General features: G+C 40.8%; 24 protein-coding genes. 12 read left to right on the forward strand and 12 right to left on the reverse strand.

The annotated features are described in order from the left end of the window. The first annotated feature begins 21 nt into the window (after nt 1-21). Nucleotides 22-1221, forward strand: coding sequence for an MFS transporter (locus PDL71_RS05885; protein WP_407526663.1), 1200 nt, complete (start codon nt 22-24; stop codon nt 1219-1221). 127 nt (nt 1222-1348) lie between these two features. On the opposite strand, the gene PDL71_RS05890 is transcribed toward PDL71_RS05885, so the two are convergent. After that, entirely contained in the window at nt 1349-1822 is a 474-nt protein-coding gene (locus PDL71_RS05890; protein ID WP_407526665.1) for a hypothetical protein, read from the reverse strand. Nucleotides 1823-2001: 179 nt separating this feature from the next. Here PDL71_RS05890 and PDL71_RS05895 point away from each other — a divergent pair, with 179 nt between their 5' ends. Beyond that, nucleotides 2002-5157 carry a WD40/YVTN/BNR-like repeat-containing protein gene (locus PDL71_RS05895; RefSeq protein ID WP_407526668.1) on the forward strand — a complete coding sequence of 1052 codons (3156 nt, stop codon included), beginning with the start codon at nt 2002-2004 and terminating at the stop codon, nt 5155-5157. A gap of 302 nt (nt 5158-5459) precedes the next feature. After that, the gene (locus PDL71_RS05900; protein WP_407526670.1) at nt 5460-6308 is read left to right on the forward strand and encodes a diacylglycerol/lipid kinase family protein; all 849 of its coding nucleotides are present in this window, start codon (nt 5460-5462) and stop codon (nt 6306-6308) included. Here the strand turns inward: PDL71_RS05900 and PDL71_RS05905 are convergent. Then, nucleotides 6303-7019, reverse strand: coding sequence for a hypothetical protein (locus PDL71_RS05905; RefSeq protein ID WP_407526673.1), 717 nt, complete (start codon nt 7017-7019; stop codon nt 6303-6305). The genes PDL71_RS05900 and PDL71_RS05905 overlap by 6 nt on opposite strands. A 139-nt stretch (nt 7020-7158) precedes the next feature. Then, a complete protein-coding gene (locus tag PDL71_RS05910) occupies nt 7159-8034 on the reverse strand; it encodes an aldo/keto reductase family oxidoreductase (RefSeq protein ID WP_407526675.1) in 876 nt (291 codons plus the stop codon). On the opposite strand from PDL71_RS05910, the gene PDL71_RS05915 reads away from it, so the two are divergent. After that, a complete protein-coding gene (locus PDL71_RS05915) occupies nt 8033-8236 on the forward strand; it encodes a hypothetical protein (protein WP_407526678.1) in 204 nt (67 codons plus the stop codon). The genes PDL71_RS05910 and PDL71_RS05915 overlap by 2 nt on opposite strands. Nucleotides 8237-8327: 91 nt before the next feature. Here the strand turns inward: PDL71_RS05915 and rplI are convergent, their stop codons facing one another. The 6 genes from rplI to PDL71_RS05945 all read right to left on the reverse strand — a co-directional run bounded on the left by rplI (nt 8328) and on the right by PDL71_RS05945 (nt 15668). Beyond that, a complete protein-coding gene (gene rplI / locus PDL71_RS05920; RefSeq protein WP_407526681.1) occupies nt 8328-8777 on the reverse strand; it encodes a 50S ribosomal protein L9 in 450 nt (149 codons plus the stop codon). 95 nt (nt 8778-8872) lie between these two features. Continuing rightward, nucleotides 8873-9136: a 30S ribosomal protein S18 gene (rpsR, locus tag PDL71_RS05925; RefSeq protein WP_407526684.1), complete on the reverse strand. Its 264-nt coding sequence runs from the start codon at nt 9134-9136 to the stop codon at nt 8873-8875. 2 nt (nt 9137-9138) lie between these two features. Next, nucleotides 9139-9492 (reverse strand): 30S ribosomal protein S6, encoded by a 354-nt coding sequence (gene rpsF / locus PDL71_RS05930; protein WP_407526686.1) that lies wholly within the window; start codon nt 9490-9492, stop codon nt 9139-9141. A gap of 372 nt (nt 9493-9864) precedes the next feature. Next, on the reverse strand, nt 9865-12909 hold the full coding sequence (locus tag PDL71_RS05935) for an Ig-like domain-containing protein (RefSeq protein ID WP_407526689.1): 3045 nt from the start codon (nt 12907-12909) through the stop codon (nt 9865-9867). A gap of 83 nt (nt 12910-12992) precedes the next feature. Beyond that, nucleotides 12993-14693, reverse strand: a complete 1701-nt coding sequence (gene recJ / locus PDL71_RS05940) for a single-stranded-DNA-specific exonuclease RecJ (RefSeq protein ID WP_407526690.1) — start codon at nt 14691-14693, stop codon at nt 12993-12995. A 3-nt stretch (nt 14694-14696) separates the two neighbouring features. Continuing rightward, on the reverse strand, nt 14697-15668 hold the full coding sequence (locus tag PDL71_RS05945; RefSeq protein WP_407526693.1) for a polyprenyl synthetase family protein: 972 nt from the start codon (nt 15666-15668) through the stop codon (nt 14697-14699). A 179-nt stretch (nt 15669-15847) separates the two neighbouring features. Between PDL71_RS05945 and PDL71_RS05950 the strand changes: the two genes are divergently transcribed. From PDL71_RS05950 to PDL71_RS05980, 7 genes are all read left to right on the forward strand, one after another. Then, the gene (locus tag PDL71_RS05950) at nt 15848-17539 is read left to right on the forward strand and encodes an OmpA family protein (RefSeq protein WP_407526695.1); all 1692 of its coding nucleotides are present in this window, start codon (nt 15848-15850) and stop codon (nt 17537-17539) included. 135 nt (nt 17540-17674) lie between these two features. Then, nucleotides 17675-18505: an outer membrane protein assembly factor BamD gene (locus tag PDL71_RS05955; protein WP_407526697.1), complete on the forward strand. Its 831-nt coding sequence runs from the start codon at nt 17675-17677 to the stop codon at nt 18503-18505. After that, nucleotides 18480-18821 (forward strand): DNA-directed RNA polymerase subunit omega, encoded by a 342-nt coding sequence (locus PDL71_RS05960; RefSeq protein ID WP_407526699.1) that lies wholly within the window; start codon nt 18480-18482, stop codon nt 18819-18821. Before PDL71_RS05955 ends, PDL71_RS05960 begins: the two co-directional genes overlap by 26 nt. 110 nt (nt 18822-18931) lie before the next feature. Then, nucleotides 18932-20140 (forward strand): bifunctional phosphopantothenoylcysteine decarboxylase/phosphopantothenate--cysteine ligase CoaBC, encoded by a 1209-nt coding sequence (gene coaBC, locus PDL71_RS05965; RefSeq protein WP_407526702.1) that lies wholly within the window; start codon nt 18932-18934, stop codon nt 20138-20140. Further along, on the forward strand, nt 20133-21059 hold the full coding sequence (locus PDL71_RS05970; RefSeq protein WP_407526705.1) for a DUF4835 family protein: 927 nt from the start codon (nt 20133-20135) through the stop codon (nt 21057-21059). The genes coaBC and PDL71_RS05970 overlap by 8 nt, the downstream gene beginning before the upstream one ends. Continuing rightward, nucleotides 21056-21466 (forward strand): DUF4296 domain-containing protein, encoded by a 411-nt coding sequence (locus PDL71_RS05975; RefSeq protein WP_407526708.1) that lies wholly within the window; start codon nt 21056-21058, stop codon nt 21464-21466. Before PDL71_RS05970 ends, PDL71_RS05975 begins: the two co-directional genes overlap by 4 nt. Next, on the forward strand, nt 21423-22172 hold the full coding sequence (locus tag PDL71_RS05980; RefSeq protein ID WP_407526711.1) for a hypothetical protein: 750 nt from the start codon (nt 21423-21425) through the stop codon (nt 22170-22172). The genes PDL71_RS05975 and PDL71_RS05980 overlap by 44 nt, the downstream gene beginning before the upstream one ends. On the opposite strand, the gene PDL71_RS05985 is transcribed toward PDL71_RS05980, so the two are convergent. The 3 genes from PDL71_RS05985 to PDL71_RS05995 all read right to left on the reverse strand — a co-directional run bounded on the left by PDL71_RS05985 (nt 22162) and on the right by PDL71_RS05995 (nt 24775). Beyond that, complete coding sequence (locus PDL71_RS05985) at nt 22162-22812, reverse strand: response regulator (protein WP_407526714.1); 651 nt, start codon at nt 22810-22812, stop codon at nt 22162-22164. The two genes, PDL71_RS05980 and PDL71_RS05985, sit on opposite strands and share 11 nt — an antisense overlap. Nucleotides 22813-22851: 39 nt before the next feature. Continuing rightward, nucleotides 22852-23679 carry a sensor histidine kinase gene (locus PDL71_RS05990; RefSeq protein WP_407526717.1) on the reverse strand — a complete coding sequence of 276 codons (828 nt, stop codon included), beginning with the start codon at nt 23677-23679 and terminating at the stop codon, nt 22852-22854. 733 nt (nt 23680-24412) lie between these two features. Continuing rightward, nucleotides 24413-24775, reverse strand: coding sequence for a hypothetical protein (locus tag PDL71_RS05995; RefSeq protein WP_407526720.1), 363 nt, complete (start codon nt 24773-24775; stop codon nt 24413-24415). Nucleotides 24776-25504: 729 nt separating this feature from the next. On the opposite strand from PDL71_RS05995, the gene PDL71_RS06000 reads away from it, so the two are divergent. Next, nucleotides 25505-26164: a response regulator gene (locus PDL71_RS06000; RefSeq protein WP_407526723.1), complete on the forward strand. Its 660-nt coding sequence runs from the start codon at nt 25505-25507 to the stop codon at nt 26162-26164. Nucleotides 26165-26170: the final 6 nt, after the last annotated feature.

The following is a 26170-nucleotide window of genomic DNA, read 5'->3' on the forward strand; positions in this document are numbered from 1 at the left end:
CTGCTCAACCCGGCCAACCAAATGAACAAAAACGAACGACTCATCATCTTTTTATTAGCCTCCCTCAACTTCACTCATATTCTCGACTTTATGATCATGATGCCATTGGGTAATTACCTGATGCCGTTTTTTAATATCACACCCAAGCAGTTTAGTTTATTGGTAGGTTCTTACACCCTTACAGCGGCTGTGAGTGGTTTTGCCGCTGCCTTTTTTGTGAATCAATACGATCGTAAAAAAGTATTGGTAATTGCTTATATCGGTTTTTTAATCGGCACCTTTGCCTGTGGTCTTGCACCTTCCTATGGTTTATTGCTGGCAGCAAGAGTATTGGCCGGATTGTTTGGTGGTTTAATAGGTGCCCAGGTATTATCCATTGTAGCCGATTTGATTCCTTATGAACGCCGAGGTGCAGCCATGGGTTCCATCATGAGTGCCTTTGCCGTTTCATCCACATTAGGTGTTCCGTTTTCATTATATCTTTCTAATCTTTTCAGTTGGCATGCTCCGTTTATATTGGTTGGTGCAGTGGGAACTGTGGTGCTGTTTTTCATCATTCGGTTTATACCTTCCATGACGGCTCATATACAACAAAAAGAAGAAAGCAAAAGGGAAGTGCTTTTTTCTGTTGTTAAAAGTCCGCAACAGCGGTTGGCCTTGTTGTTTTCTGCACTCATGATGATGGGGCATTTTATGATCATTCCGTTTATCAATCCGTACATGGAGTTTAATAACGGTTACAGTAAAGTGCAAACGCCCATGATTTATCTTGTAGGCGGTATCGCTTCTTTCTTTGCCGCTCATATTTTAGGAAAGCTGAGCGACCGTTACGGCAAACTCATTGTATTCTCTGCCAGTTTACTTGCTTCGTTTATGTTCATCTGGTTAATCACCAATTTGCCGCCCATTGCATTTGTTTGGGTGCTGGTGATTTTTGGAGTGTGGTTTGTGCTGGCCACCGGCCGTGCTGTTGCTGCCCAGGCCATGGTGAGTAATGTAGTTCCTCCGGCACAGCGGGGCAGTTTTATGAGTTTTAACAGCAGTATGCAGCAGTTGGGTACAGCCACTGCATCCTTTATATCAGGTATGGTGGTGATCAACGGAACCGATGGTAAACTCATGCACTACAACTGGCTGGGTTATATCAGCATTTTTATTCTGCTCTGTTGTTTTTTGCTGGGGCAGTATTTGTTTGGTAAGAATAGCAGTGTGAAGGCATAAGATTGCTTTCTTGCTTTTCCAAAATTAGATTCTCAAGTTTATAGTCAAGCCATGCAGTAGTACTCTAAAAATGATTTACGGATAAGTTTATTTACTTTAATCGTAAGAATAAATATGGTAGCAGTCTTCAATTTGTATTGTTTACTTTCTTAATAACTTTAAATAACATAATCGAATTAATAATAGCAATTAAAGTAATAGTCGTTCTGCGGTAAATAAAATCTGTTTTTATCAATTCATCTATCAACTCCTTTGAGAACCCTTCATTCAATTTATTCTGAATGGGAATTTGAATGGCAATAGTTGAAATAAAGTTTATAAGGTATAAGGCTAGTACTGTAACTACCATCCAGGTTGGTATTAAACCAGGTCGGTACTTTAGTATCAGCAGATGCAGCAGGAGGTTAAAGAAAAAGAATATTACAAATACCCGTATGATAAGGGCGGCATCCACTTTATGAAAAGCTCCAAATTCCTCCGCACCTACGTAATACCATGTATTATATCCTACCAGGGCGTTCACCATACTGCCTCCAAATACATAAAACGAGCAGATGAGATAAATGGTAAAAATGAGGGTTGATAAGTTATTGTTTTTCATGCTTGAGAGCCTTTTAAGTGTAAAAGATAGTTTATTCATTTATTAGAAGCAATAAAAAGGGTTCTATTTTCACAGGATTTACTAAGGAACCTGAATGAATTGATTGTGTGAATTAGAAAATGGCTCGACTTTTTTTTAATCCGATTCCTTCTTACATTCATCGTCCAAAACCAACTTATATGTTACGATTGATCTGCCTGTGTATGGCTTTCTCTTTATGCCTGCACACATCTGCCCAAAAACAAAAGTCAACAACCGTTATTACTCCATCAACAAATTATGATGAAGTATTCAAAAGCCTCAAGTGGCGCAACATTGGTCCCTTCCGTGGCGGCAGGGCTAATGCCATCAGCGGTGTTAAAAACAACGACAAACTTTATTATGTAGGTTATACCGGCGGTGGTGTATGGAAAACAGAAGACGGTGGTATGCAGTGGACCAACATCAGCGATGGTTTTTTTAAAGTAGGTTCCATTGGTGATATTGCGGTGAGTGAAAGTGATCCCAATGTGATCTATGTGGGTACCGGTGAACATGCCGTTCGTGGTGTGATGACGAGTTATGGTGATGGTGTATATAAATCGGTAGATGCAGGTAAAACATGGAAGAACATCGGTCTCACCAATACAAGACATATCAGTGATATGATCATTCATCCATCCAATCCTGATGTGGTATATGTAGCTGCACAGGGAACGGTGCATGGTCCCAATGCAGACCGTGGTGTTTATAAATCAACAGATGGTGGTGCTACCTGGCGCAAAGTATTATTTGTAAACGATAGTACAGGTGCCAGCAGTTTGAGTATGGACATGAACAATCCACGCATTTTGTACGCTGGTACCTGGCAGCATCAACGCTTGCCCTGGAAAGTGGTGAGCGGTGGTAAAGGAAGTGCAGTGTATAAATCAACTGATGGTGGTGAAACATGGAACAAGATCATGGATGGATTGCCAACAGAAATGGGAAAGATCGGCATCAGTGTTTCAAGAGCCAACAGCAACAGGGTATATGCCATTGTAGAAGCAGAGAAATCAAAAGCAGGTTTGTACCGCAGTGATGATGGCGGTAAGAAATGGAGTTTGTTCAGCAACAACCAGGATATTACCAGCCGCAGTTGGTATTATATGGAAGTGTTTGCTGATCCAAAGAATGAAAACATCGTGTATGTGCTCAATGCACCTATGATGAAATCCATTGATGGTGGCAGAACATTCAGCAATGTAAGAGTAGGTCATGGTGATACACATGATCTGTATATCAATCCCAACAACAGTGAGAATGTAGCACTGGCAGATGATGGTGGTGGTGAAATTTCTTTCAACAACTGCAGAAGCTGGAGCACACTCAACAATCAACCAACTGCACAATTTTACCGTGTAAATGTTGACAATCGTTTTCCCTATTGGGTATATGGCGGTCAGCAGGATAATACCAGTGTGATGACGATGAGCAGAACAAATGGCTTTGGTATTACAGATAAAGACTGGACTGCAGGTCCCGGTTGTGAAAGCGCATGGATCGCTTTTGATCCCAATGATCCCCAACAATTTTATGGTGGTTGTTACCAGGGTTATATTGAAGTGCTGGACGCAACTACCAATGAAGCAAAAGACATACAGGCGTACCCCAGTTTGAATTTGGCGGTAGAACCGAAAAACATGAAGTATCGCTTTAACTGGAATGCACCCATCGTTGCGTCACCACATGATGCCAAAACCATTTATCATGCAGGCAATGTATTATTAAAAACTACCAATGGTGGTTTGAAATGGGAAGAGATCAGTCCCGATCTCACACGGAATGATAAAAGCAAACAGGGAGAAGGTGGTGGTCCGCTCACCAATGAAGGTGCAGGTGGTGAAAACTACAATACCATTTACTATGTGATTGAATCTTCATTGGAGAAAGGTGTTATCTGGACGGGCAGTGATTGCGGTCTCGTACATGTAACTATGAATGGTGGCGGCAATTGGAATAATGTAACTCCGGCAGGTTTGCCTGAAAGTAATATTCATTCGATTGAAGTATCTCCGCATGATAAAGCAACAGCCTACATCAGCGCTACCCGTTATAAGTTGAATGATTATGCATCTTATACTTACAAAACAACGGACTATGGTAAAACATGGACACGCATCAGCACCGGAGTGGATGCAGATGATTTCATCAAAGTAATCCGTGAAGACAGAAAAGTAAAAGGCCTGTTGTATGCAGGAAGTGAAAGAGGTTTCTATGTTTCGTACAACGGTGGTGATCAATGGCAGAAACTGCAATTGAATTTGCCGGTAGTACCTGTAACTGATATTGCTATCAAGGATAATGATTTGGTGGCAGCAACTGCCGGTCGTGCTTTTTGGATATTGGATGATATCAGTCCTTTGCAAAATGCAGCAACATTACTTGCAGAAAAAAAATTAAAAATTGTGGCACCTAAGGCAACTGTGCGTTACAGTGGTGCAGCGAGTATTCCGGGTTTAGATCCCGGCAATGCATTTGGAAGAAACCCCGTGGAAGGTGTAATGTTTGATTATTTCATTCCGTCCAAACCTGATACCAACCTGGTGAAGCTGGAAATAAAAGATGCCAATGGAACTGCTGTACGTACGTACACCAACAAAAAGAATGAAACGTATAAACCTTATCCCGGCGGTCCGCCGCCACCAACCGTTTTAACAGCAGGAGAAGGCATGAATCGTTTTGCATGGGATTTCAGAGGTGAGCAGATTTCACCCGATGTAACAGGTGCTTATACCATGGGTGATTTTCGTGGACATCGTTTGGCGCCGGGTACTTACAAAGCAGTATTATGTTATAAAAATGAAATAAGTGAAACCTCTTTTACTGTTGTGCCCGATCCGAATTTAAAAGTAACGGCTGTTGATTGGAGTGAACAGCAAAGCTTTTTAAAACGCATTGGAGAAGGTATCAGCGCTATTCATAAAGCCATCTTGCAGATGCGTAAGGTAAAGAAACAGGTAGAACATTACAATGAACTGCTTAAAGATAAAAATGAAAATAAAGAGCTGGTAGATGCCGGCAAAGCATTGATTAAAAAGATCGATGAATGGGAAGCGAATCTGATCGAGACACGTCAGCGTAATTTCCAGGATGTGATTAACTGGCCCAGTAAACTGAATGCTGAGTTTTTTAATTTGAAAGGCCTGGCTGATGTACATGATCCCCGCATCACCAATGGATTAAAAGTGCGTTTGGCTGATCTGGAAGCAGAGTGGAACAAATACAAAGCACAGATGGAAGGTGATTTGAAAAAAGCAGTGGATGAGTACAATCAAAAGTTTAAAGGAGCCAACTTCCCTGCTGTAATACAATAATGAACACGGAGAAGGCGAGTAAAGGAGTAACACGGAGAAAAATAGTTCTGTGTTACTCTTTTTCTGTTTTGTCTTATTAACTCTGCGTAAAGAGTTGTAATTTTAGGATAACGCAGTATAAATGTCAGATTTAAAACGATATAACAGTTTTCAGCAATTGAAGCGTTCTGCTGTTCCAAACAAATTAAATGTTGAGCAATCAAAAAAAGCACATGATACTTTTGCTCAATTCTTTTATGGTTTAAGTAAGTTGAAAAAGAAAAAGATCTCTTGAAATCACCCCGAAGTCTAAGAATACTTGCATGCACATAGCCATCCTCGTAAATCCCAAAGCCGGCAAGGGAAAATCATTGCGTATCATGGAGCAGTTACAACAGTGGCTGCAGATTCGAAATATCAACTATCAATCTTTTACAGATCAGTGGCCGGGTTCTTTTGAAGGGTTTTCTGATGTTTGGATTGTTGGTGGTGATGGCACTTTGAATTACTTCATCAACCATTATCCGCAAATCAAATTGCCTTTAGCTATTTTCAAAGGAGGTACCGGAAATGATTTTGCATGGAAATTGTACGGTGATGCTGATGTGCAACAGCAACTGGAAATTGTTTTATCAGCTGCACCGCAGCCGGTTGATGCAGCTCAATGCAATGAATACTTATTTTTAAACGGAGTAGGGATCGGGTTTGATGGCGAAGTATTGAAACAAATGAAAGCCATCCGTCTTATCGGTGGTCATTTAGGTTATTACCTCGTGGTATTGAAAACGATTCTCAGCTTCAAAGAATCTTCATTTGAGATAACAGGAAATGGTTTTGCCAAAAAAGGAAAACTGTTGCTGGCAATGGTGAATAATTCATCACGTACCGGTGGTGGTTTTCATGTATCACCCAAAGCATCAGTGCGTGATGGTTTCATTGATTTGATTACTTCCGAACCCTTGAGCATTTTGCAACGGTTCTTTTATCTTCCTAAAATTGAAAAAGGCAATCATTTGGAATTGCCTTTTATACAACACCGTACCGGTGAATCTTTTTTGATTGAATGTGATAAGGAACTGCCTGCTCAGTTAGATGGAGAATTGATCTGCTCTCAGCGTTTTGAATTCAATATCCTCAAACAACAGTTCTTATTCCGCTATCAACCTTTATAAACATCCGTAGCTTGTCTGCAATTGAATGGAAGCAGGTGCAGCACCACCTTTACAGGCATTTACCTCTGCTTTGTTTTTAGCCATTACTTTTGAAATCCTGCTGGTAAACATAGAACTGGTTTGCCCGGCTTTCACGTTCATGGTAGCAGTTTCGCCGTTTTGATAATAAATTGTAAGTTCTATATCAAATGCATTGATGTTTTTGATTTGTTTCAGTGCGATGAGTTCAGAGAGTTTTTGATCTTTAAAATCAACCTTCATCTCTTTCCATGCAGGCATATCACCTTCGCAGGCGCCTTCACACACAGCATCAAAACTTAAAAGCTCGCCGGGAGAAAGCACATTGATTTTTATGGTACCGGTACCAAGGTCCTGGTCTTTATCAGAAGCGTGGAGTGTAATGGTAACATCTTCTGTACCGGTAACTACTCCGTTATACTCGCCCTGGTATTCTGCCGGGGATTGTTTAAAACTCATACCGCCTGTTGCAGATACTTCCACTAATAAAGGGTCTCTTTTACAGGCAGCCTGGTTGCCGGCGCATTTTTCATTGAGCTGTAACACATCCCAGGAGATTTTGATGTTTTGCCCGGCGCAAGCAACAGATTGCGATACCGTGCCCGGGAATTCGCCTTTCAAGGAAGGGCGCTTGAGGTTACAGGAGATTGTTGTTGTTGCAATAAGGATGAAAGCGTAAAATTTGAAACTCATAAGCCTGTATTTTCAGGTAAAATAAGCCACTTCTTATTTTTCTGCAAGTGTTCACCTTGAAATTTAAGTCCTACGTATTCCTACGTTGCTTTTTGGTGATGGAATCCTTTCTGCCAACCATCAGATTTTCAATAACTTTTTACGCTACTTCTTTACCGGTACTGGCCCGCCACAGCATATACCACTCTTCCCGTTCCATTTTGAGTTCTGTGGCATCGAGGGCAGCTTTAATACGTGCAGGTTTGGAAGTACCCAGTACCGGAATGATTTTAGAAGGATGTTGGAGTAGCCAACTCAATAAAACTACATCAGCCGATGTTTGATATTTGGCTGCCAGTATTTCGGCTACGGCAGTAATACGCAGGATACGTTCATCATCTGTGGCCGCAAAAATATTACCACCTCCAAGCGGGCTCCATGCCATGGGTATGACGCCCAACTCCTGGCATTGATCAAGAGTGCCATCCGTGAATGGCTGTAAATAGGTTACAGATGCCTGTATTTGATTGATCTCAACTTTAAAACGGCTGTTAAGCAAAGCCACTTGCGACGGGGTGAAATTGGAAACACCAAAATGCAGCACTTTACCCTGTTGTTTCAGTTGGGCAAAGGCTTCAGCTATTTCATCGGCATTCATGATGAAGTCGGGGCGATGAATGAGCAAGGCATCAATATAATCAGTGCTCAGGTTTTCAAGCGATGTTTCTACGCTTTCAATAATATGTTTGAAGGAGGTATCGTACGATTTGATTTTAAATTGCGGACGATTGACACAGGGCCTCCTGATGCCACACTTGGTAATGAGTTGCATTTGCTGGCGAAGCGATGGCTCTTTACGCAGCACATGGCCAAATTCTTCTTCCGTTGTATAATCGCCATATATATCAGCATGGTCAAAAGTAGTAACGCCCATGTGGATGCTTTCTTTAATGATCTGTTCATAGGAAGCTGTGTCAAACTTAGAGCCCCATAAGCCCCATTTCATTACACCGGCAATAACTTTTGATGTGTTCATGATGGATTGTGTTTTGTGCAATGAAAATACAGTAAAATCATTTGCCACGGATGGCACGGAGGGCACGGAAAGAAAAGATGATGAACACAGGATGCTGCCATGGAAAACAGAAAGCACTAGCGAGCCTGCCTTTGCCGTCAGGCAGGCGTGGCAAGGGACGATGCCATTTGCACAATTGCTTGTATCAAAAGAATGTATTTAATCCGTGTGTACCCGTGCCATCCGTGGCAAGTAAATCCAAGGCAAAAAAAATCCCCCGCAACTTGCGGGGGATTCCAATTTCAATTTTGTTCTTACGCTTCTGCCACTACTTCAATTTCAAACTCAGCTTCGTTGCCGTTACCAAAGTCAACTTTCACTTTGTGTGTACCGATTTCTTTCATGTCTTCAGGCAGGTGGATTTTGCGGCGGTCAATCTGATAACCTTTTTGTTCGTTGATTGCACGTGATACCATTACAGTAGTTATGCTTCCGAAAATTTTTCCGCTTGTACCGGTCTTGGCAGTCATCTTTACAGGAGCTTCAGTAAGTTTTGCAATTACTGATTTAATTTCAGCCATCATTGCATCTTCTTTCTTCTTCTGTACTTTCAAGCGCTCGTTGAGTTGCTTTAAGTTAGAAGGAGAAGCTTCTACTGCAAATTTTTGAGGAATCAGAAAGTTACGGGCATAACCGTTCTTAACTTTTACTACCTCGTTTTTACCGCCAAGTGTATTTACATCCTGGATTAAGATTACTTCCATTGTGTTTGTTTTAGTTTCCGTAACCCAGTCCGGCTTTTGGCGGACTGTCTTCTCCTTAATAACAGAGAGTTAGGGAAAGGTTTACTAAATAGTTTTTACTTCAATAAGTCTGTTACGTAAGGTAACAACGCCATCTGGCGTGCTTTCTTAACTGCATCAGATACTTTACGCTGGTATTTGAGTGAGTTACCGCTTAAACGACGGGGTAATAATTTACCTTGCTCGTTTACAAATTTTTTGAGGAACTCTACGTCTTTATAATCAACGTATTTAATGCCGTAACGCTTAAAACGGCAATACTTCTTCTTGGGCTTATCGGTCTTAATGGCCGTTAAGTATTTGATTTCGTTCTTTGCCATAATTAAGCCTCCGCTTTTTCAGTGTTAGAAAATGCGCCGTTTCTTTTCTTTTCGTTGTACTCAACAGCAAACTTATCCAGTGCAGTGTACATGTGACGGAGCACCTGCTCATCACGGTGTAACTGTACATTCAATTTTGCGTTGAAATCAGTAGCGGCTTTGTACTCAACTACCCAGTAAATACCGGTAGTTTTTTTCTGAATGGGGTAGGCGAGTGACTTCAAACCCCAGGGGTTGCTGTGAACAATTTCACCACCATTGCTTGTTACCAGGTCGGTATAGCGTTTTTGTGCTGCTTTGAACTCATCATCGCTGAGCACCGGGGTGAAAATCACCATCATTTCGTAATTCTGCATTACTGTGTGATTTTTAAATTAATAATTGGGTTTCTCCCACTGGATTCCTTCCTTGCGGAGGGAAAATCTGCCAATACAGATTTGGGGCGGCAAAGATAGGGGTGAATGCCAAGCCGGCCAAAGGTTTGAGAAAGTATTTTTGGCTCCCACAGATTTCACGGAACTGCACAGATGAATGCCATGAATGGCATTGAAAAGCAGGGGTTTGTGTTACCTGCTATGGTGCAGGCGAGGGGGCGTTTTTGCCACGCTCGTTTCATCGTTCCGTTTCCATAGCATCAAAAAAACAACCTGCCTGATCTTGTCAGGCAGGTTGAGTTAGTTGGGGCTGTGGGCGGAGTTCTCCCCCTTGGGGGGAGTTAGAGGGGGCCTCTACCTTAACACCTTTTCACTATAAATTCCCTCCCTGCTGGTGATTACCAGTGTGTACACTCCTTTTGGTAGCAACTGCAGCTGCAACGGCTGTATCTGACCTGCCAGCACGTTGCTCATACGTTTTTCCCAAACCACCTGCCCGTTACTGCTCATTACACGTAACTGCACATCGCCGGCTATGTTTTTTCCAAACTGTACTACAGGTTGAGCTGATGGGTTACCCAAAAGTTTAATATAGTTGCCATCCCGAATAATATTTCTTACGGAAGTAGTAATTAAGTTGGTATTGCTCTGCCGCAGGTTAAAACGGGTAAGCAGTGGAATATGATCAGTTAAACTGTCTCTGTAAGCATTTACCCAATTCACAGCTTCTGTTACCAGCATGGAAGAAAAAGCATGATAATCCTGGTTCATATCATTACTGGTAACACAGTGGTCAATCACATCACTCTGACCGATATAAGAGTTATCACCCCGCAGTGAAGCCCATAAAGAATTCAATGAATAAGAAGCGCCATTGTTTGTAAATGCTGTGTAAGGAGTTGCCGAAGTTCCCGCAACTGTTGAAATAGTAAAATCCAGGTCATCATTATAATCACCGGCAATTAAAAAGTGCTGGGTTGGGTAAAAGGCATTCAGCGAATCGGCCATCAAATCGGCACCGGCTTTCCGGCGTTGATAATCTGTTGCCACACCTAAATCAGCTTTTGCATGAATGTTGAAGAAAGCAATTCGTTTGCTCACACCATCTACGGTAACATCTGCTTCCATTAAAAAAGGAAAACGTCCGCTGCTCCAGTTGAAATTGTTATTGGGGTTCGTACTTGTAGAAGTGTAAGCACGTGATCTGATGTTGCTGAACATATTGCTCCGGTAGATATAAGCCAGCTTTTGTGTAGTAGGCCAGTTGCCGCTTGTATTATCAGGTGCACCGCTGCCAAACAAAGAAACGATATAGCTGTAAGGCCCGTTTTTCAAAGCTCTTGTTACAGTACCAAGACGTGCTGTATCCACAATTTCCTGTAGTAAATAGATATCTGCATCCAGACTATCCATCACCTTAATTGCATTCAGCATTTGTTGTTGTTCATTTGTAGGTGGGTTACTGGTGCCGCCAAACCACGTGAGGTTCCAGTTAACCACATCCAGTGATTTGGATTTGTCGAGTGATGAACCATTCATATCCACTCTTGCTCTGTTTAAGTTAGAAGCAGCAAACGAAAGCGTACCTCCAAAACCTGCATCGGCTGCAGTAGGTTTAAAACGTACAAAAGGAGATTGCTGGCTGTTTAACTCAGTATTGGTATAAGTTACAGATGCGTTATAGCTGGTGTTGTCTTTTGAAATTTCAAAACCGGCAGGTACTGTTACGGTTAAGTTGCCGCTCACTTCATTGGCCCAGAATGAGAATTGTTTAGGTGCAGATGTGTTGCCATTTGTAACGATTCCAAAATTGATAAGTTTTGGTAGCCCATTGCTGATGGTAAGTGTTGCTTGGGGCGCCACACTGTTGGTATAAATTTCTACATTATCCAATGTCCATCTGGCAGCACCGGCACTTGGATTGGAATAATACACCCATGCTAAATAAGTAGCTGCTGATTTAAAGTTATTGAGATTGATGCTGTCACTCAGGGTCCAAACATCCGAGTTGAGTTCAGGAAAACGTCCGTTGATTTCGGTCCAGGTGGCCGTGTTTGGATTGCCGCTGCCGCTATAGTTGGTGGATACAAAAAGTTTCAATGATAAACCCGCAAACCTGGTTCGGCTTCTGAATTGTAAGAGTGGTACATCAAAACCTGTTAAGTTCAATGCAGGACTGATCAACCAATCTTCATTGAGCAGGGCTCCTTGTGCTACTGAGAAGCCAGTGATTTGTGTACCGTTGGTTCCGCCAAAACCAAAGGAAGTACATTTCCAAACAGAATCGCCTGTTACGCTGAATTGTGAAAAGTTGTTACCGGGTGCTCCACCGATGGTGCAACTGTTGAAATCAAATTTGTAATTAGTAATAGCACCGGTGCCGGTACTGAAACTCCAGGTACTGTTACCTGTAATACCTGCAAAATTGTTATTGGCTAAATCTTTGAAAGCACCTGCATCCATTTCAACATAGTATTGCGTGGATGCAATTAACGAAGCGGTAAAGCTTACAGCACTTCCTGAAACAGATACAGCAGCTGAAGTAACATCAAAGGTTTGAACAGTGGTATTATCACTAAAACGTTTAATTAGAATATTGCCGGTTCCTTTTTGCACCGCTTCAGAAAAGGTGATGGTGCAAAGCGGGCTCAATAAAAGATTGGTTGCACCATTTGCAGGATTTAAAGTAGATATTACCGGTGGAGTTACATCACTGTCAGAACTTCTGATATCAATATCATCAATACCAATCCATTCATCAGAGCCTGTTGCATTACCGGTGATGATTCGTAGTTGTAACTCTGCCTGGTTGTTACAGGCTGCCGGCAATACAATGTTTACCTGTGTTTCAAGTGTGGCCAAACTGGGTCCACCTGATGCATCTGCTACAAATGCAGCGGGGATATTGGTAAAATCACCTGTGTTGCCGATTCGGTATTGTAAAGCTATGGGCTGGGTGGAATTATCAGCAGACGCATCCAGATCACGAAGTAAATATTTTACACGTACACCCGTAATGCCGGTTGTATTGATGAACATTAAAAGAAATGGAGCATCCGCTGTTCCTGACCCTTGAATAGCGATTGTGGGGTTAGCAATTGACTGGTCAATTTCAAGAAGACCACCATTAGTGGCGGTAACACCTTGATTGGCTAAAACGTTTACAGGTGTTGTGGTGCCAGCTGCTAAAATAGTTTGCGGATCTACTCCTGTTAAAGTTACAAGGTCATCACCTCTATAACCAATCATACTTGGAACATTGGACCAGTTATCATTTACAGTTATTAACGAAGTGTTAGTCCAGTTTTGTGAAAACGTACCTCCGGAGAGTAAGTGATATGTTTGTGCCTTACTGCCAAGGGCAATAATCGTAAAAATTAAAGTGTAAATTTTTCTCATGTATTTAAGTTTTGTACCTGCAATTTAAATCATCCCGAACCTGAATCGAAATCAAGGCTGTGATTTTTTTATGAACATTCCAATCAGGCGGAGGGTCGTATATCCAGCACTTTCAACTGTAATGAAACAGAGCCATTCCATTCGTTTTCATCAATGGTATAGACAATGTCAAAAGTTCCTTGTTGTACAATAGGCAGGTAATGGGCCGCCCTGAAGAAAATGCCGGTAAGCACCGTGTTGTTTTCTTTTGCCACCAACCTCAGGTGTTGTTCTTTCACCAGTTTGCTGTACCCTGCATCCATTACATTTCTGGTAATAAAAACCGGCCGCATATTCTCAGGACCAAATGGCTCCATTTGCTGAATGATGTTGAAGAAGTTTGGTTTAATATCAGCAAAAGAAATTTCTGCATCAATTTTTATTTCGGGGATTAACAGTTCATCAGGAATCTGTGCGGCCACTACCGTTTCGAAAGCCTGCGCAAAAGCCTCAATTTTATTCGTTTCCAGTGTTAAACCTGCTGCAGCAAAATGCCCTCCATAACCCAGCAAATGTTCCCGGCAGGCATGAATGGCTTCATACAAATTAAAACCGGCCACACTTCTGGCACTGCCGGCAGCATAATCACCACTTTGGGTAAGTACAATAGTGGGTCGGTAATAATGTTCTGTTAATCGGGAGGCTACGATGCCTACCACGCCTTTATGCCAGTGCGGTTGATAAACCACGGTTGTTTTTCTTTTTTGCAGTTCCGGATTTTGTTGAATGATGTGAAGTGCCTCTTCAGTTATACTTGCATCCGCTTCTTTGCGCTCATCATTATCACTGTGCAGCATTTCGGCAAAGCTTAATGCGTCCTCATAACTTTTAGCAATGAACATCTGCACGGCTTTACGGGCATCATCCATACGTCCTGCTGCATTTACCCTGGGAGCTATTAAAAAAACAAGATTGGTGATGTGCAATGCTTTGGTATGACCACTTAAAAACTGTAATGCTTTGATACCGTTGCAGGGATTTTCATTGGCTTTTTTCAAACCATAAAAAGCCAATATCCTGTTTTCGCCGGTAATAGGAACAATATCTGCTGCAATAGCTGTGGCAACAAGGTCAAGGTAAGCATAGGCTTCCTCCAATGGCCTGTTTAATTGTTGCACTAATGCCGTAATGAGTTTAAAACCCACACCACAGCCGCATAATTCTTTGTAGGGGTAACTGCAGTCGGTTTGTTTGGGATTGAGGATAGCAACAGCAGGTGGCAATTGTTCATCCGGCAGGTGATGGTCGCACACAATGAAATCTATTCCTCCTTCTTTTGCATACTGAATAAGTTCAACTGACTTGATACCGCAGTCCAGTGAAATTATGAGTGTAAATCCATGTTCTTTTGCAAAATCAATTCCCTGTTTGGAAATGCCATAGCCTTCCCGGTAGCGATGCGGAATATAGAAATCTACCAACTCCGGCGCTGTGATGGTTTGTATAAACTGAAACATACAGGCTACACTGGTGGTGCCATCTACATCGTAATCGCCAAATACAAGAATTATTTCTTTTTGCTCAATTGCTTTAAGAATACGGTTAACAGCAAGGTCCATATCCTTCATCAGCCAGGGATCATGCAATGCATCTAAGCCGGGGCGAAAGAAATCTTTTGCTTTTTCATAGTCGTCCAGTCCTCTCTGTACAAGAATTTTGCAAAGTGCAGGATGAATTTTCAACTGCTGCTGTAATTGCTGTATGCGTTGCGCATCTGCCTGTTCTATGGTCCAGCGTTTCTGCAAGTTTTAATATTTCCGGTCAGTAGTAAAACGTACCAGTGTTTCAAGTCCGTTGCGGACTTCACCTTCTGGGAATTCATGTAAAATTTCTAAAGCCTCGTTACGCAGCGACAGCATTTTTTGGGTTGCATAATCAATGCCACCTGCTGCAACTACTTCGTCAATGATCTGCTGTACGTATTTGCGCTCTTTGTTTTTGTTTTTAATGATGTAAATCATTTCATTTTTACGGGCAGCAGAAGTATTGTTGAGTGTGAAAATAAGTGGAAGGGTAAGTTTTTTTTCCTTGATGTCATTACCGGTAGGTTTGCCGATGGCATCAGAGCCGTAATCAAACAAATCATCTTTAATCTGAAATGCAAGACCGGCTTTTTCGCCAAAGAGCCTCATTTTTTCAGTGATTTCTTTGTCCCTGCTGGTGGTCCAGGCGCCGGCACTGCAGGCAGAAGCAAGGAGAGAAGCGGTTTTATTTCTGATGATTTCGAAATACACTTCTTCGCTCAGGTTGAGACTTCTTGATTTTTCTATTTGAAGTAATTCGCCTTCGCTCATCTTTTCAACCGCTGTGGAGAGAAGTTCCAGCACTTCAAAATCATGATTGCGCAGTGAAAGGAGCAACCCTTTTGATAACAGGTAATCACCTACGAGCACGGCTACTTTGTTTTTCCAGAGTGCGTTGATGGAGAAAAAGTTTCTCCGTTCATAAGCTTCATCCACCACATCGTCATGTACCAGTGTGGCTGTGTGCAGCACTTCAACCAGTGCGGCTGCCCGGTAGGAACTTTCATTAACGGAGCCAAATAGCCGTGCACTCAAAAAAACAAACATGGGCCGGATTTGCTTGCCTTTCCGTTTGATGATGTAATGCATAATCCTGTCAAGCAGCGAAACACGGCTTTTTACGGCGTCTTTGAACTTTTCCTCAAAGACCGTGAGCTCGTTTTTTATGATGGCCTGTACTGTTTCGATGGAATGCATGGAGCGGCAATTTACGATACGGTTTGAATTGCGATGGATTTTTTGTTTGACTCTTGAATCTGAGCCAGATACCGCTGTTTTTATTTGTTGTGTTAGTAATATAAAAAATTTGCATTTTAAGCTGTGATACATATTTTTGCAATAATCATCAGGATTATTCGAAACTTAATACAACAACTATGGCAAGCAAAAAGTACGCTCTCTTACTGGGAGCCCTATGTTTTTTAATCACCAACCTCTCTGCTCAGAGTTATGACTGGAAGGATTCTTCCCTTGTTCCCAAGAAAGGCCAGTCTCAACACAGCGAATTTTTACAGAACCAATACCCCTTTCCTGCAAAACCACGCAACCAGTGGGAAATCGGACTTAGTGTAGGTAACGTAGCAATCAGCGGCGATGTTAAAAACCGTTTTCCAAACATCGGCTGGGGTGCTCATGTACGTAAGGCGATGGGTTATGTATTTTCTGCCCGTTTGGCTTATTCCGGTGGTATTACAAGAGGTATGAACTGGCTGCCTTCTTATAACTATGGCAGAAACCCTGTATGGGCTAAAAACTATATTGCTCCTGTAAATACACAATGGCAGGCTGCTCCCACTCCCGGTGGCGCAGGTTCTATTCCCGGTCAATTGTACCAGTTACAAAGCACTAACCTTTTTGCAGCTTATCCGCAAAGCCCTAGAACCGGAGACCCTGTGTTCTACAATTATAAAACAACCATTCACCAGTTAGCTTTACAGGGTATTGTAACATTAAACAATGTTCGTTTCCATAAAGCAAAAACCGGTTTTGTTCTTTATGCACTCGGTGGTATTGGTGGTATGGTGTATGACACTAAGGTGGATGCCTTTGATGGCAGCGGATTACCTTATGTTACGCATTTCCGTAATGTAGCTACCAGTTATGCTAATAATGAATATAAAAACCGTAATAAAGTACTCAGAGATCTGAAAGCCGGTATGGATGGTGTATATGAAAGTGATGCTGAAGGTCATGGTTTGCGTCGTCCTAAGTTGTTTGATATGACCTTCAAACCTACCGTTCAAACCGGTTTCGGTATTGCGTTTAAATTAAACAAGCGTTGGAGCTTAGGTCTTGAAGAAGTGTTAACATGGACCAATGATGATTTATTAGATGGGCAGCGTTGGCAGGAAACTCCGTTTGGAGATGCTGCTATGACCCGTGATTTCGATTCATGGCACTATACAAATGTAAATATCAACTACAGTCTCGGTGCAAAATCTGTTGAGCCTCTCTGGTGGTTAAATCCCCTGGATTATGCTTACAACGAGTTAAATGCTCCCCGCCACATGAAAATGCCAAAACCTGTTTTGGATGATGCTGATGGCGATGGTGTAACTGACCAGTTTGATAATGAACCCAACACACCTGCAGGTTGCCCTGTAGATACACATGGTGTAAGCCGTGATACAGATGGTGATGGTGTTCCAGATTGCAAGGATAAGGAATTGATTACTCCTACTCAATGCCAGCCTGTAGATGCTGATGGTGTGGGTAAATGTCCTGAGCCTGAGTGCTGCAAAACTCCTCGTTACGAGCCACCAAAATGTAACCTGGTAGATTTACCAAGCATTAACTTTAAAGGCGGAAGCGCTACTTTATCTCCTGAAGCGAAAGCCTTATTGGGAAGTGTAGCTACTAACCTCCGTGGTGCTCCTGAGTGTAAGCTGGTTGTTTGCGGCAGTGCTGCCAAGAGCAAATCCGGACAAGCTGCTGGTCAAAAGCGTGTTGATGCAATTGTGAAGTACCTCGTTGAGTCACAAGGCATTAGCCCCGACCGCATCATTGCTCAATACGATTGCAGCGAAGGTGATCCTTCAGTAGTTGAGCTCCGTGCAGAGCAGAAATAAGAATAACCCTGATAATAGAAAAGGCCCCCCGCATTTGCAGGGGGCTTTTTATTAGGAAAAGATTAACCGGCTTCGGGATTCTTTTTGAAAAGGAACGGGTTATTTTGCCGCAAACTCTTAACTTTGCCCGCATTTATGAATACAGGAATCCGGATTTTTGTTGTTTTATCATTGTTTTTTATACTGCCTGCCTGTAGTAAAAAGAGTCTTACCAAAGTTCTTAAAAGCAACGATATTGAATACAAACTGCGGATGGCTGAAAAGTATTATGCAGATAAGAAATACAGCAGGGCTCAGCAGATTTACGAGGATTTGTTTCCCGTATTGCGTAATGATCCCCGCTTTGAAGATCTTTATTATAAGTACGCTTATTGTGCCTACTACCAGAAGGATTATATGAATGCTGAAAACCTGTTCAAAGGTTTCCTGGATGCATTTTCAAAAAGCCAACGGGCAGCTGAGGCAGATTACATGCATGCGTATTGTTTTTTCAAACAGTCCCCCAAGGTGGAACTGGATCAAACCAATACGGAAAAGACAATCGGGTTTATGCAGGCGCATATCAATAATTACCCTGAGTCAACAAAGGCGGAGGAAGCCAGGAAAATTATTGGTGAATGTTACGAGAAGTTAGAGGTAAAAGAATTCAAAGGCGCTGAGTTATATTACAACATTGGCGCTTACAGGGCAGCAGCTATTTCTTTTACGAACCTGCTGAACCATTATCCTGATTCAAAACGTACTGATGAATATAAACTCATGATCATACGGTCCTATTACCAGTATGCAAATATGAGTGTGGAAACAAAACAAAAAGAACGTTTTGAAAAAGTGGTGGAAGAGTATTACGACTTTGTAGATCGCTTTCCGGAAAGTAAATTACTCAAGGACGCAGAAAAATATTTTAATCTTTCAAAAAACAGTTTAAAAGTCATCAACAATGAGCAGACTGATAAGAAAAGTTAGTGCCAATACCAGCAATGTGGTGGAAACAAAAAACCTGGCTGACATTAAAAGTAAGACGGGTAATTTGTATGAATCCATAGCAATTGTTGCCAAAAGAGCCAACCAAATCAATATTTCTCTTAAAGAGGAATTGCATAATAAACTGGACGAATTTGCAAGTCATACAGACAGTCTTGAAGAAATTCATGAAAACAAAGAGCAGATTGAAATTTCAAAGGCTTATGAGCGTATGCCCAACCCGGCCATATTAGCTACCCAGGAATTCCTGGAAGATAAAATCTACCACAGAAAGGCAGATAACGATCTGTTCTCTTAAGAACAGCCGAAATAATGTTAATGGCGACCGAATTCGGTCGCCATTGTTTTTTGTTGCTATGATTTTTGCTACTTTACAAGCTCTATTCTGAACAAGTTAAGTTGTCTATAATGTCACTTCAAGGAAAAAAAATTCTGATTGGTATTTCCGGTAGTATTGCTGCCTATAAAATTATCTACCTGGTTCGTTTACTGGTAAAGCAGGAGGCAGAAGTAAAAGTGGTAATGACACCTGCGGCTGCTTCATTTGTATCGCCGCTGGTTTTATCTACGCTTTCAAAGAATCCTGTACTGGTAGATTTGTCCAATGATCATAGCTGGGCCAATCATGTTGCGTTAGGCCGCTGGGCTGATGTAATGCTTATAGCACCGCTCAGCTGCAACACACTTTCCAAAATGGCACATGGTGCTTGTGATAACCTTTTGCTTGCGGTTTATCTTTCGGCTACATGCCCTGTAATGGTAGCGCCTGCTATGGATGAGGATATGTGGAAACATCCGGCAACACAACAAAACCTTTCACAATTGAAATCCTTTGGTCATCATATAATTTCTGTTGAAAAAGGCGAATTGGCCAGTGGATTGTTTGGCGAGGGTAGAATGGCTGAGCCGGAAACCATCGCAGAAGAGTTACGTATTTTTTTAAACAAAAGCGGTAAGGAAAAAGATTTTTCTGGTCAGAAAGTTTTGATAACAGCAGGTCCTACATATGAAAAAATGGACCCGGTTCGTTTTATCGGAAATTTCTCAAGCGGCAAGATGGGGATTGCAATTGCAGAAGAATTTGCACAACGTGGTGCGGATGTAGTTTTGGTGCTTGGTCCAACAAGCCTGAAACCTGGAGGAGTTGTTGGTAAAACCATCTCCGTACAATCTGCTGAAGAGATGTATAAAGCATGTATTCAGGAATTTCAGGATTGTGATATTGCTGTTATGGCTGCTGCCGTTGCTGATTATACTCCTGCTGTAAAAGAAAATGAAAAAATCAAAAAGCAGGGTGAGGGTATGATCCTGGAACTGACAAAAACAAAAGATATACTCGCAAGTTTAGGAGCAGTTAAAAATAAAAAGCAGATTCTGGTAGGCTTTGCATTAGAAACAAACAAGGAGCGTGAGTATGCACTTCAAAAACTCAATTCAAAAAACGCTGATATGATTGTTATGAATTCTCTGCAAACAACAGGAGCAGGGTTTGGAACAGACACGAATGAGGTAACTTTGTTTTTTAAAAATGGTGCAGAGCAGAAAGGTTCTTTAAAGTCAAAAACAGCAGTAGCGGCAGATATTGTAAATGCCGTTAAAACATTACAGCATGATTAAAAAGATAATTGTTGGTTTTATACTTATACTGGCAGCAACTGCCGGTGCATATGCACAGGAATTCAATTGCCGGGTAAAGGTGCAGGATAACCAGTTACCCAGCACGGTTGACCGGAAAATTTTCCGAACACTTGAAACAGCACTCACTAATTTTATTAATAAACGCAAGTGGAGTAATGATGCTTTTAAAACCAACGAACGCATCAATTGCCAATTCCTGATTAATATTACTGAAACACCGGAGCAGAATGTGTACACCAGTTCACTCATTGTACAGGTGGCGAGACCGGTGTATCAAGCTTCTTATGTATCGCCTATCATTAACTTTCAGGATCAGTTTCTTGATTTCAGGTATGTAGAATCACAACCACTGGAGTTTAATGAAAACCGTGTTTCGGGCTCAGATCCTTTGGTGTCTAATTTAACCGCAGTTATTGCCTATTATGTTTACCTGATATTAGGGTATGACTATAACTCTTTTGGTCAGCGTGGCGGTGATATCTATTTTCAGAAGGCGTACAATATTGTCAATAATTCGCCGGAGTCCAGTCGTATATCCGGATGGAGGCAGGGTGATAACGGAAATTTTAACCGTTATGTACTGGCTGATCAACTTATTAATAACCGCTATGCGTTAATACATGATGTTTATTACACCTATTACAGGAAAGGTATTGATAAAATGTATGAAGATGAAAATGCGGCAAGAGCAGAAGTGTTAAATGCATTAATTTACCTGGATAACCTTAACAGGGAAACGCCTAACTTAATGATCATTCAGTTTTTTATGCTGGGTAAAACGGATGAGCTGATTGGTATTTTTAAGAAAGCTTCTCTCCAGGATAAAACCAAAGCTGCAGAAATTTTAAGCAGGCTGGACATTCGTAATGCGGCAAAATTTAAACAGGAATTGAGATGAAATTAAAATTAATACTTGCTGCATTATTGCTGTTCTTATTTTCCTGTTCCGGTAAAAATAAAGTACCGTCTCAATTGATACAGCCCCGCCAGATGCAGCAGATGATGATGGACTTATTGATTGTTGATGCAGTAAATACACAACGGAGTATTACAGATACAACCATAAAGCTTAAAGAGTATAATGTAGCTTCTTTAAAAAGGGTTCTTCAGAATTATAAAGTATCCCCGGAACTGTTTTATAAAAGTTATGATTTCTATCTCAATAATCCTTCCATACTTAAACCAATTGCGGATTCCCTTGTAGCTGAAGCTAACCGTCGTTCCACACAAGCTTACGCAGATACAACCAAAAATAATTTTCATGGTAATAACATCCAAAATCCTAAACAGAGACCTGGGTATTGATGAAGAGATAGCTGACTTCTTTGCTAATAAAAGAGCAGTACCTGCCAATAACCGGTTTTGGAAAAATAAGCGTATTTATCTGTCAGCAGGTTTTGGTTTTTTAACCATACCTATTGCATTTGATCTGTTTTTCAGAAAAGGTATCGCAAAAGATGTACTGTTAGGTGATGAGCATGTTACTTTAATGGAAGATGGTTTTGACCGGTTAAAGCGGTTTGAAATACTTGAAATTTCAGGTGATGAATTAATTGAAGAGTGTAAGAAAATATTAAGTGGTAAAGTAAGACAACAGCACCTGGCTGCTGATATCTTTCATTTGCTTTCCGGTAAAACGCCGGAACATTTTCAGTTTGAAACAAAATACAAAGCGCTGCTGAGAAGTGATATTTTTCTGCTCACACTAGTAGACCTGGATATTACTGATGAGTGGATTAATGATTTTCTTCCATATTGGTATGCGGCTGCCCGGCCTATTCTTCTCCTGGATGATTTTAAAGATCTTGAAGAAGACCGGCGCTTAAATGATGAAAATACGATCATTGAAATGGGAAATGATAAACAGGCGATCCTCAGTGCCTATCAATTGGGGATAGATGATCTGAATTTGCTTGCTGAAGTAAACCCGAAACTTTCAGCATTTATAAAAAAATTTCTGGAAGATGCATTAAACACTCAATACATTCGTGAACAGCTCACTAATCAATAAGTGAATTTTTCATCGCAAAGAAAACAAGCCCTACAGAATTTTTTACACCAAACCGCTCCATTAAACGATCCTTAATGGCTTCTACCGTACGTGGACTGATTTCCATTTCTTTGGCTATTTCCTGGGCTGTATATTCCATACAAAGCAGGCGGATAACCTGTTTTTCTTTTTCGTTGATCTGAATTTCGCTGTTAAGTGAGGGAATAGCTTTTAGCTTGGTATGAGATTTTTTAAGCAGAATACGGTTTACAAAATTGTTCAGGTAATAACCCTTAGTATACACTTCAAGTATGGCTTTTTTGATTTCTGCAGGATCAGAGCTTTTTAAAAGATAACCATTTGCTCCGTTTTCCATGAGGTGTGTAACAAAGCGCTCATCTTCATACATCGTTAACACCAGTACATGGATATTAGGGTATTGCTTGCTGATGATTTTAGTAGTTTCAATTCCATCCTTGCCGGGCATGCGTAAATCCATCAGAATAACATCAGGCTGAGATTCAGGTAATCCTGCCAGTAATTCATCACCATTTTCTGCTTCCTGAACAAATTTGAGATTGGGGTAGCTTCTCAAAGAAAGGATTACTCCTTTTCTGAAGATCTGGTGGTCGTCTGCTATGGCTACTTTTATTTGCGACATAGAGGTAAATACTTTGTAAAGTTAGATGAAATTACACATTTATTGTACAGCGTCAATCGGCAACTCCAGCGTTACTTTATAGTAAGTATTTGTAGAATCTTTTTCATAAAAGATTTTACCGTTCAATATCTTCATCCGGCTGTGAATATTTTTTAAACCCAGACCGGTAGGTGTGTCTCTCATCTTTTCATACTCGGTTTGCGTTAACCCGTTCCCGTCATGATGAATACGCAGGTAAAAATATTCATCTGTTTTATTCTGGGTGATGTGCAGAAAGCTGGAGTTACTGTGCTTGAGAATATTGTTTACAATCTCCTGCATAATGCGGAATACAGAAAGTTCCTGCTCCAGTTTTAATCTTCTTTTATAGTCATGAAACCGGCAACTGCCGTTGATGCTGCCGGTACCATTGATCTTCTGTATCAGGTCAGTCATAGCACTTTCCAAACCAAAGTTTTTGAGCGTGGGTGGTATAAGACTGTGTGAGATATTCCTGATGAGTTGAATGGTATCGTCTACAATTTGCTTGGCATTGTAAATGGATTGCAGTTGTGTTGCCTGGTCCTGGTGAATCAGGTTTTCATTTAAATAAAGCCTGACTGTTGCCAGCAAAGGCCCGGCATCATCATGAAGGTCTGCAGCAATACGCTGACGTTCTTCTTCCTGGCTGTTAAGAGTGGCTTGCAACATCAAACGCTGGTGTTCTGCCTGCATATTACGCATACGCAGCTGGTAGTAAATAACCTTGCGCTGGTGAAACACAATAAAAACAATCAGGCCCACAGCTAACAACAACATACCAAACATACCGAAGTAAACGACGTACGTTGTATTATTTTGGAAACTTTGGGTTTGTAGGAAAAACATGGGGTTGATGGATTGGGTAAGTTTTTTTAGGTGAATGATGAGCTTTCATTGGGAATATTTACTTTCTCTGGCTTGATAAACAAAGCAATCAAAAATAAAAGGTTTCTAAGAATAAAAAAGCTTGAATGTATGTAAATATATTGTTCTAGAAATTGTTCTTCTTGCCTGTGGGTTTGTTTATAGAGAAAGACAAAAAAAGAGCCAGCAAAGAAGAGGAAGAATCCAATAACCCCCCAAAACTGAGGTTGAGAATATATGAAAAGCGATTTTGGTGTTTTGATTTCCTCGTAAAAATAAATGAAAGTAAGAATTATGATCAATAGAGATTCAAGTCCATTAAGAATTGAATTAAATGTACTTACTGAAATAAAGTAGGATGAAACAGCCCATAATAAAGTAAAGCTGAGTAGAGAATAGTTAATGAATTTTAGTGAGCTTTTTGATTTGAATAAGTTCCGAAAGAAAAGGTAAATGAACAGGTATTCCAAAGGAACGTAAAATAGGTTGAAATAATTTCCTAACTCCTTGTTGTAGTGGCGTATCAAGTAGTATAAGAAATCATAGACAATATAAAAAGTGTTGAATAAAACAATTGCCTGTAAAAATTTACTATCCCTTTTTCGGAAAAAATAAATTATTACAGGCAATAATGTTGTAAGCCTTGATATATCTTCAATGTGCACTTCGTTAGTTTCGTCAAATATAACAAGAAGAAACTAATTGAAGTAGTGCATTAGATAGATTCTTCTTTACCGCCCCATCCAGTTTCCATTCTGTCGGCAACAATACCTTCTTCACTAACGATCTGCCCGGAAGCATTCACTACGTTGAAGTTTAAGATTGGCTGACCTTGATTGTCAATTCCAACCAGAACTGATTGACGTAATCCCAGGTCGTTGTAAGCGGGTAAAATAGTAACTCCGGCACAGTTAGGTTGCGCTAAAATCTTTTCAATAATTTCTCTGCCAACTATGTTGCCATATTGTTGTTCAGGATGCTTATCGTAAAAACGCTTTACCATTTCTTCACCGGCTTCGTAACCGATGTGTTGACCGATGGCTTCAACCTGTTGTTTGAGTACTGATTCTTTCTGCATAGTTGTAGGTTTTAGAAGTTTATTTGATGAGCTAATATTCACCAAACTTGAAGCGTACGCAAGGGATTGGTTAGATAATAGAAATGTTGATAACTGCCCAACTAATTGAAAATAAACTAAATAGATTTAAAAATGGGAATAGCTATTGGCAAATGTACGAGAAAAAATACGCAGTATAATGCGTAAATTTACCAGATATAAATTGGTAGATTAACGTGACGCAGGACTGAAAAAATGCTTGGGGAAGGTACTTTGTGAATAAACTGTTGATAAGTGAAAACACTTATCTGGGGTTTTGGATTTTAAAGACGGGGCGCACCGGCATGACATTGATCAGCAACTTTGGGTTCTCGGTTTATAGGATTAATCCAAGCTGGAAGTTTTTCATCAGGATATTGATCTGACCAATGTCAATGAACGGTACAAGGCAAAAATAGTTGCCTCATTTTCATTATACAATCGCAATTGTGACCAATTTTTCAAATCGGAATTTACCTGGAACAAGGTACTAAACTTCGTAGAAGTACGAGCTTAAGAACATAAATGGCATTTTACACCATCAGTAAGGACTATAATTCTGACAGGCAATGCGTAAACTTTTACTTTATTATTCACAAATTGAGTACTTGTACTTTTTATTTAGTAATATTACGAAGTGATTTTCTGATTCCTTATTGTTTATAGGAATTGCTTAATTATCTTGCACTAACCCAACTAAATTAGCTGCCAATGTCAACTGAAATGCAAATCAAGTTTGCGATTGCCGATGACCATAAAATTTTCCGTGACGGAATTAAAATGGCGCTTGGCGGAAAACCTCATTTAAAACTTGCCTGGGAAGCTGCCGATGGCAAAGAAATGATGCATAAGCTTGAAATTAAACGCCCGGACCTGTTATTATTAGACATCAGGATGCCGGAATTGGATGGCATTAATGCCCTTCAGTTGATACGTAAGGAATACGAAGACCTGAAAATTGTGGTACTGAGTATGTATGACGATCAGCAAATGGTGAGTAAAATGATGGAAATGGGTGCTAATGCCTATCTCACCAAAACAACTGATCCCAACGAAATCTACGAAGCCATTCTCACCTGCATGAACGAGGATTTTTATTTTAATGACCTCGTAAACCAGGCGGTATTACTCAAACTCAACCACAAAAAAACGGTTCGGCAGTTTTATCCCAATCCCGTAAAATTCAATGAAAAAGAACTCCAGATTTTGAAATACCTGGCTGAAGACAAAACCACTGAAGAAATTTCAAAACTCGTGTTTTTGAGCCCCAGAACCATTGAAACCATCCGGCAGAACATGAAAAATAAGGTAGGCGCCAAGACCATCGCCGGTTTGATAGTTTATGGCATGCGCAACAAATTGCTGGAGTAACCGTAA

The organism is Lacibacter sp. MH-610, from assembly GCF_045780045.1.
Taxonomy (GTDB): Bacteria; Bacteroidota; Bacteroidia; order Chitinophagales; family Chitinophagaceae; genus Lacibacter.

Bases quoted from the DNA above. Each gene is read 5' to 3' on its own strand.
- PDL71_RS05975 (WP_407526708.1), top strand. From the start codon at position 21,056: ATGAAATTAAAATTAATACTTGCTGCATTATTGCTGTTCTTATTTTCC.
- PDL71_RS05990 (WP_407526717.1), bottom strand. From the start codon at position 23,679: ATGTTTTTCCTACAAACCCAAAGTTTCCAAAATAATACAACGTACGTC.
- PDL71_RS05945 (WP_407526693.1), bottom strand. From the start codon at position 15,668: ATGCATTCCATCGAAACAGTACAGGCCATCATAAAAAACGAGCTCACG.
- PDL71_RS05955 (WP_407526697.1), top strand. From the start codon at position 17,675: ATGAATACAGGAATCCGGATTTTTGTTGTTTTATCATTGTTTTTTATA.
- PDL71_RS05885 (WP_407526663.1), top strand. From the start codon at position 22: ATGAACAAAAACGAACGACTCATCATCTTTTTATTAGCCTCCCTCAAC.
- rpsF (WP_407526686.1), bottom strand. From the start codon at position 9,492: ATGCAGAATTACGAAATGATGGTGATTTTCACCCCGGTGCTCAGCGAT.
- PDL71_RS05905 (WP_407526673.1), bottom strand. From the start codon at position 7,019: ATGAGTTTCAAATTTTACGCTTTCATCCTTATTGCAACAACAACAATC.
- PDL71_RS05995 (WP_407526720.1), bottom strand. From the start codon at position 24,775: ATGCAGAAAGAATCAGTACTCAAACAACAGGTTGAAGCCATCGGTCAA.
- PDL71_RS05935 (WP_407526689.1), bottom strand. From the start codon at position 12,909: ATGAGAAAAATTTACACTTTAATTTTTACGATTATTGCCCTTGGCAGT.
- PDL71_RS05970 (WP_407526705.1), top strand. From the start codon at position 20,133: ATGATTAAAAAGATAATTGTTGGTTTTATACTTATACTGGCAGCAACT.
- PDL71_RS05915 (WP_407526678.1), top strand. From the start codon at position 8,033: ATGATGGATTGTGTTTTGTGCAATGAAAATACAGTAAAATCATTTGCC.
- PDL71_RS05985 (WP_407526714.1), bottom strand. From the start codon at position 22,812: ATGTCGCAAATAAAAGTAGCCATAGCAGACGACCACCAGATCTTCAGA.
- PDL71_RS05950 (WP_407526695.1), top strand. From the start codon at position 15,848: ATGGCAAGCAAAAAGTACGCTCTCTTACTGGGAGCCCTATGTTTTTTA.
- PDL71_RS05910 (WP_407526675.1), bottom strand. From the start codon at position 8,034: ATGAACACATCAAAAGTTATTGCCGGTGTAATGAAATGGGGCTTATGG.
- PDL71_RS05980 (WP_407526711.1), top strand. From the start codon at position 21,423: ATGGTAATAACATCCAAAATCCTAAACAGAGACCTGGGTATTGATGAA.
- PDL71_RS05890 (WP_407526665.1), bottom strand. From the start codon at position 1,822: ATGAAAAACAATAACTTATCAACCCTCATTTTTACCATTTATCTCATC.
- rplI (WP_407526681.1), bottom strand. From the start codon at position 8,777: ATGGAAGTAATCTTAATCCAGGATGTAAATACACTTGGCGGTAAAAAC.
- PDL71_RS05960 (WP_407526699.1), top strand. From the start codon at position 18,480: ATGAGCAGACTGATAAGAAAAGTTAGTGCCAATACCAGCAATGTGGTG.
- coaBC (WP_407526702.1), top strand. From the start codon at position 18,932: ATGTCACTTCAAGGAAAAAAAATTCTGATTGGTATTTCCGGTAGTATT.
- PDL71_RS05900 (WP_407526670.1), top strand. From the start codon at position 5,460: ATGCACATAGCCATCCTCGTAAATCCCAAAGCCGGCAAGGGAAAATCA.
- rpsR (WP_407526684.1), bottom strand. From the start codon at position 9,136: ATGGCAAAGAACGAAATCAAATACTTAACGGCCATTAAGACCGATAAG.
- PDL71_RS06000 (WP_407526723.1), top strand. From the start codon at position 25,505: ATGTCAACTGAAATGCAAATCAAGTTTGCGATTGCCGATGACCATAAA.
- PDL71_RS05895 (WP_407526668.1), top strand. From the start codon at position 2,002: ATGTTACGATTGATCTGCCTGTGTATGGCTTTCTCTTTATGCCTGCAC.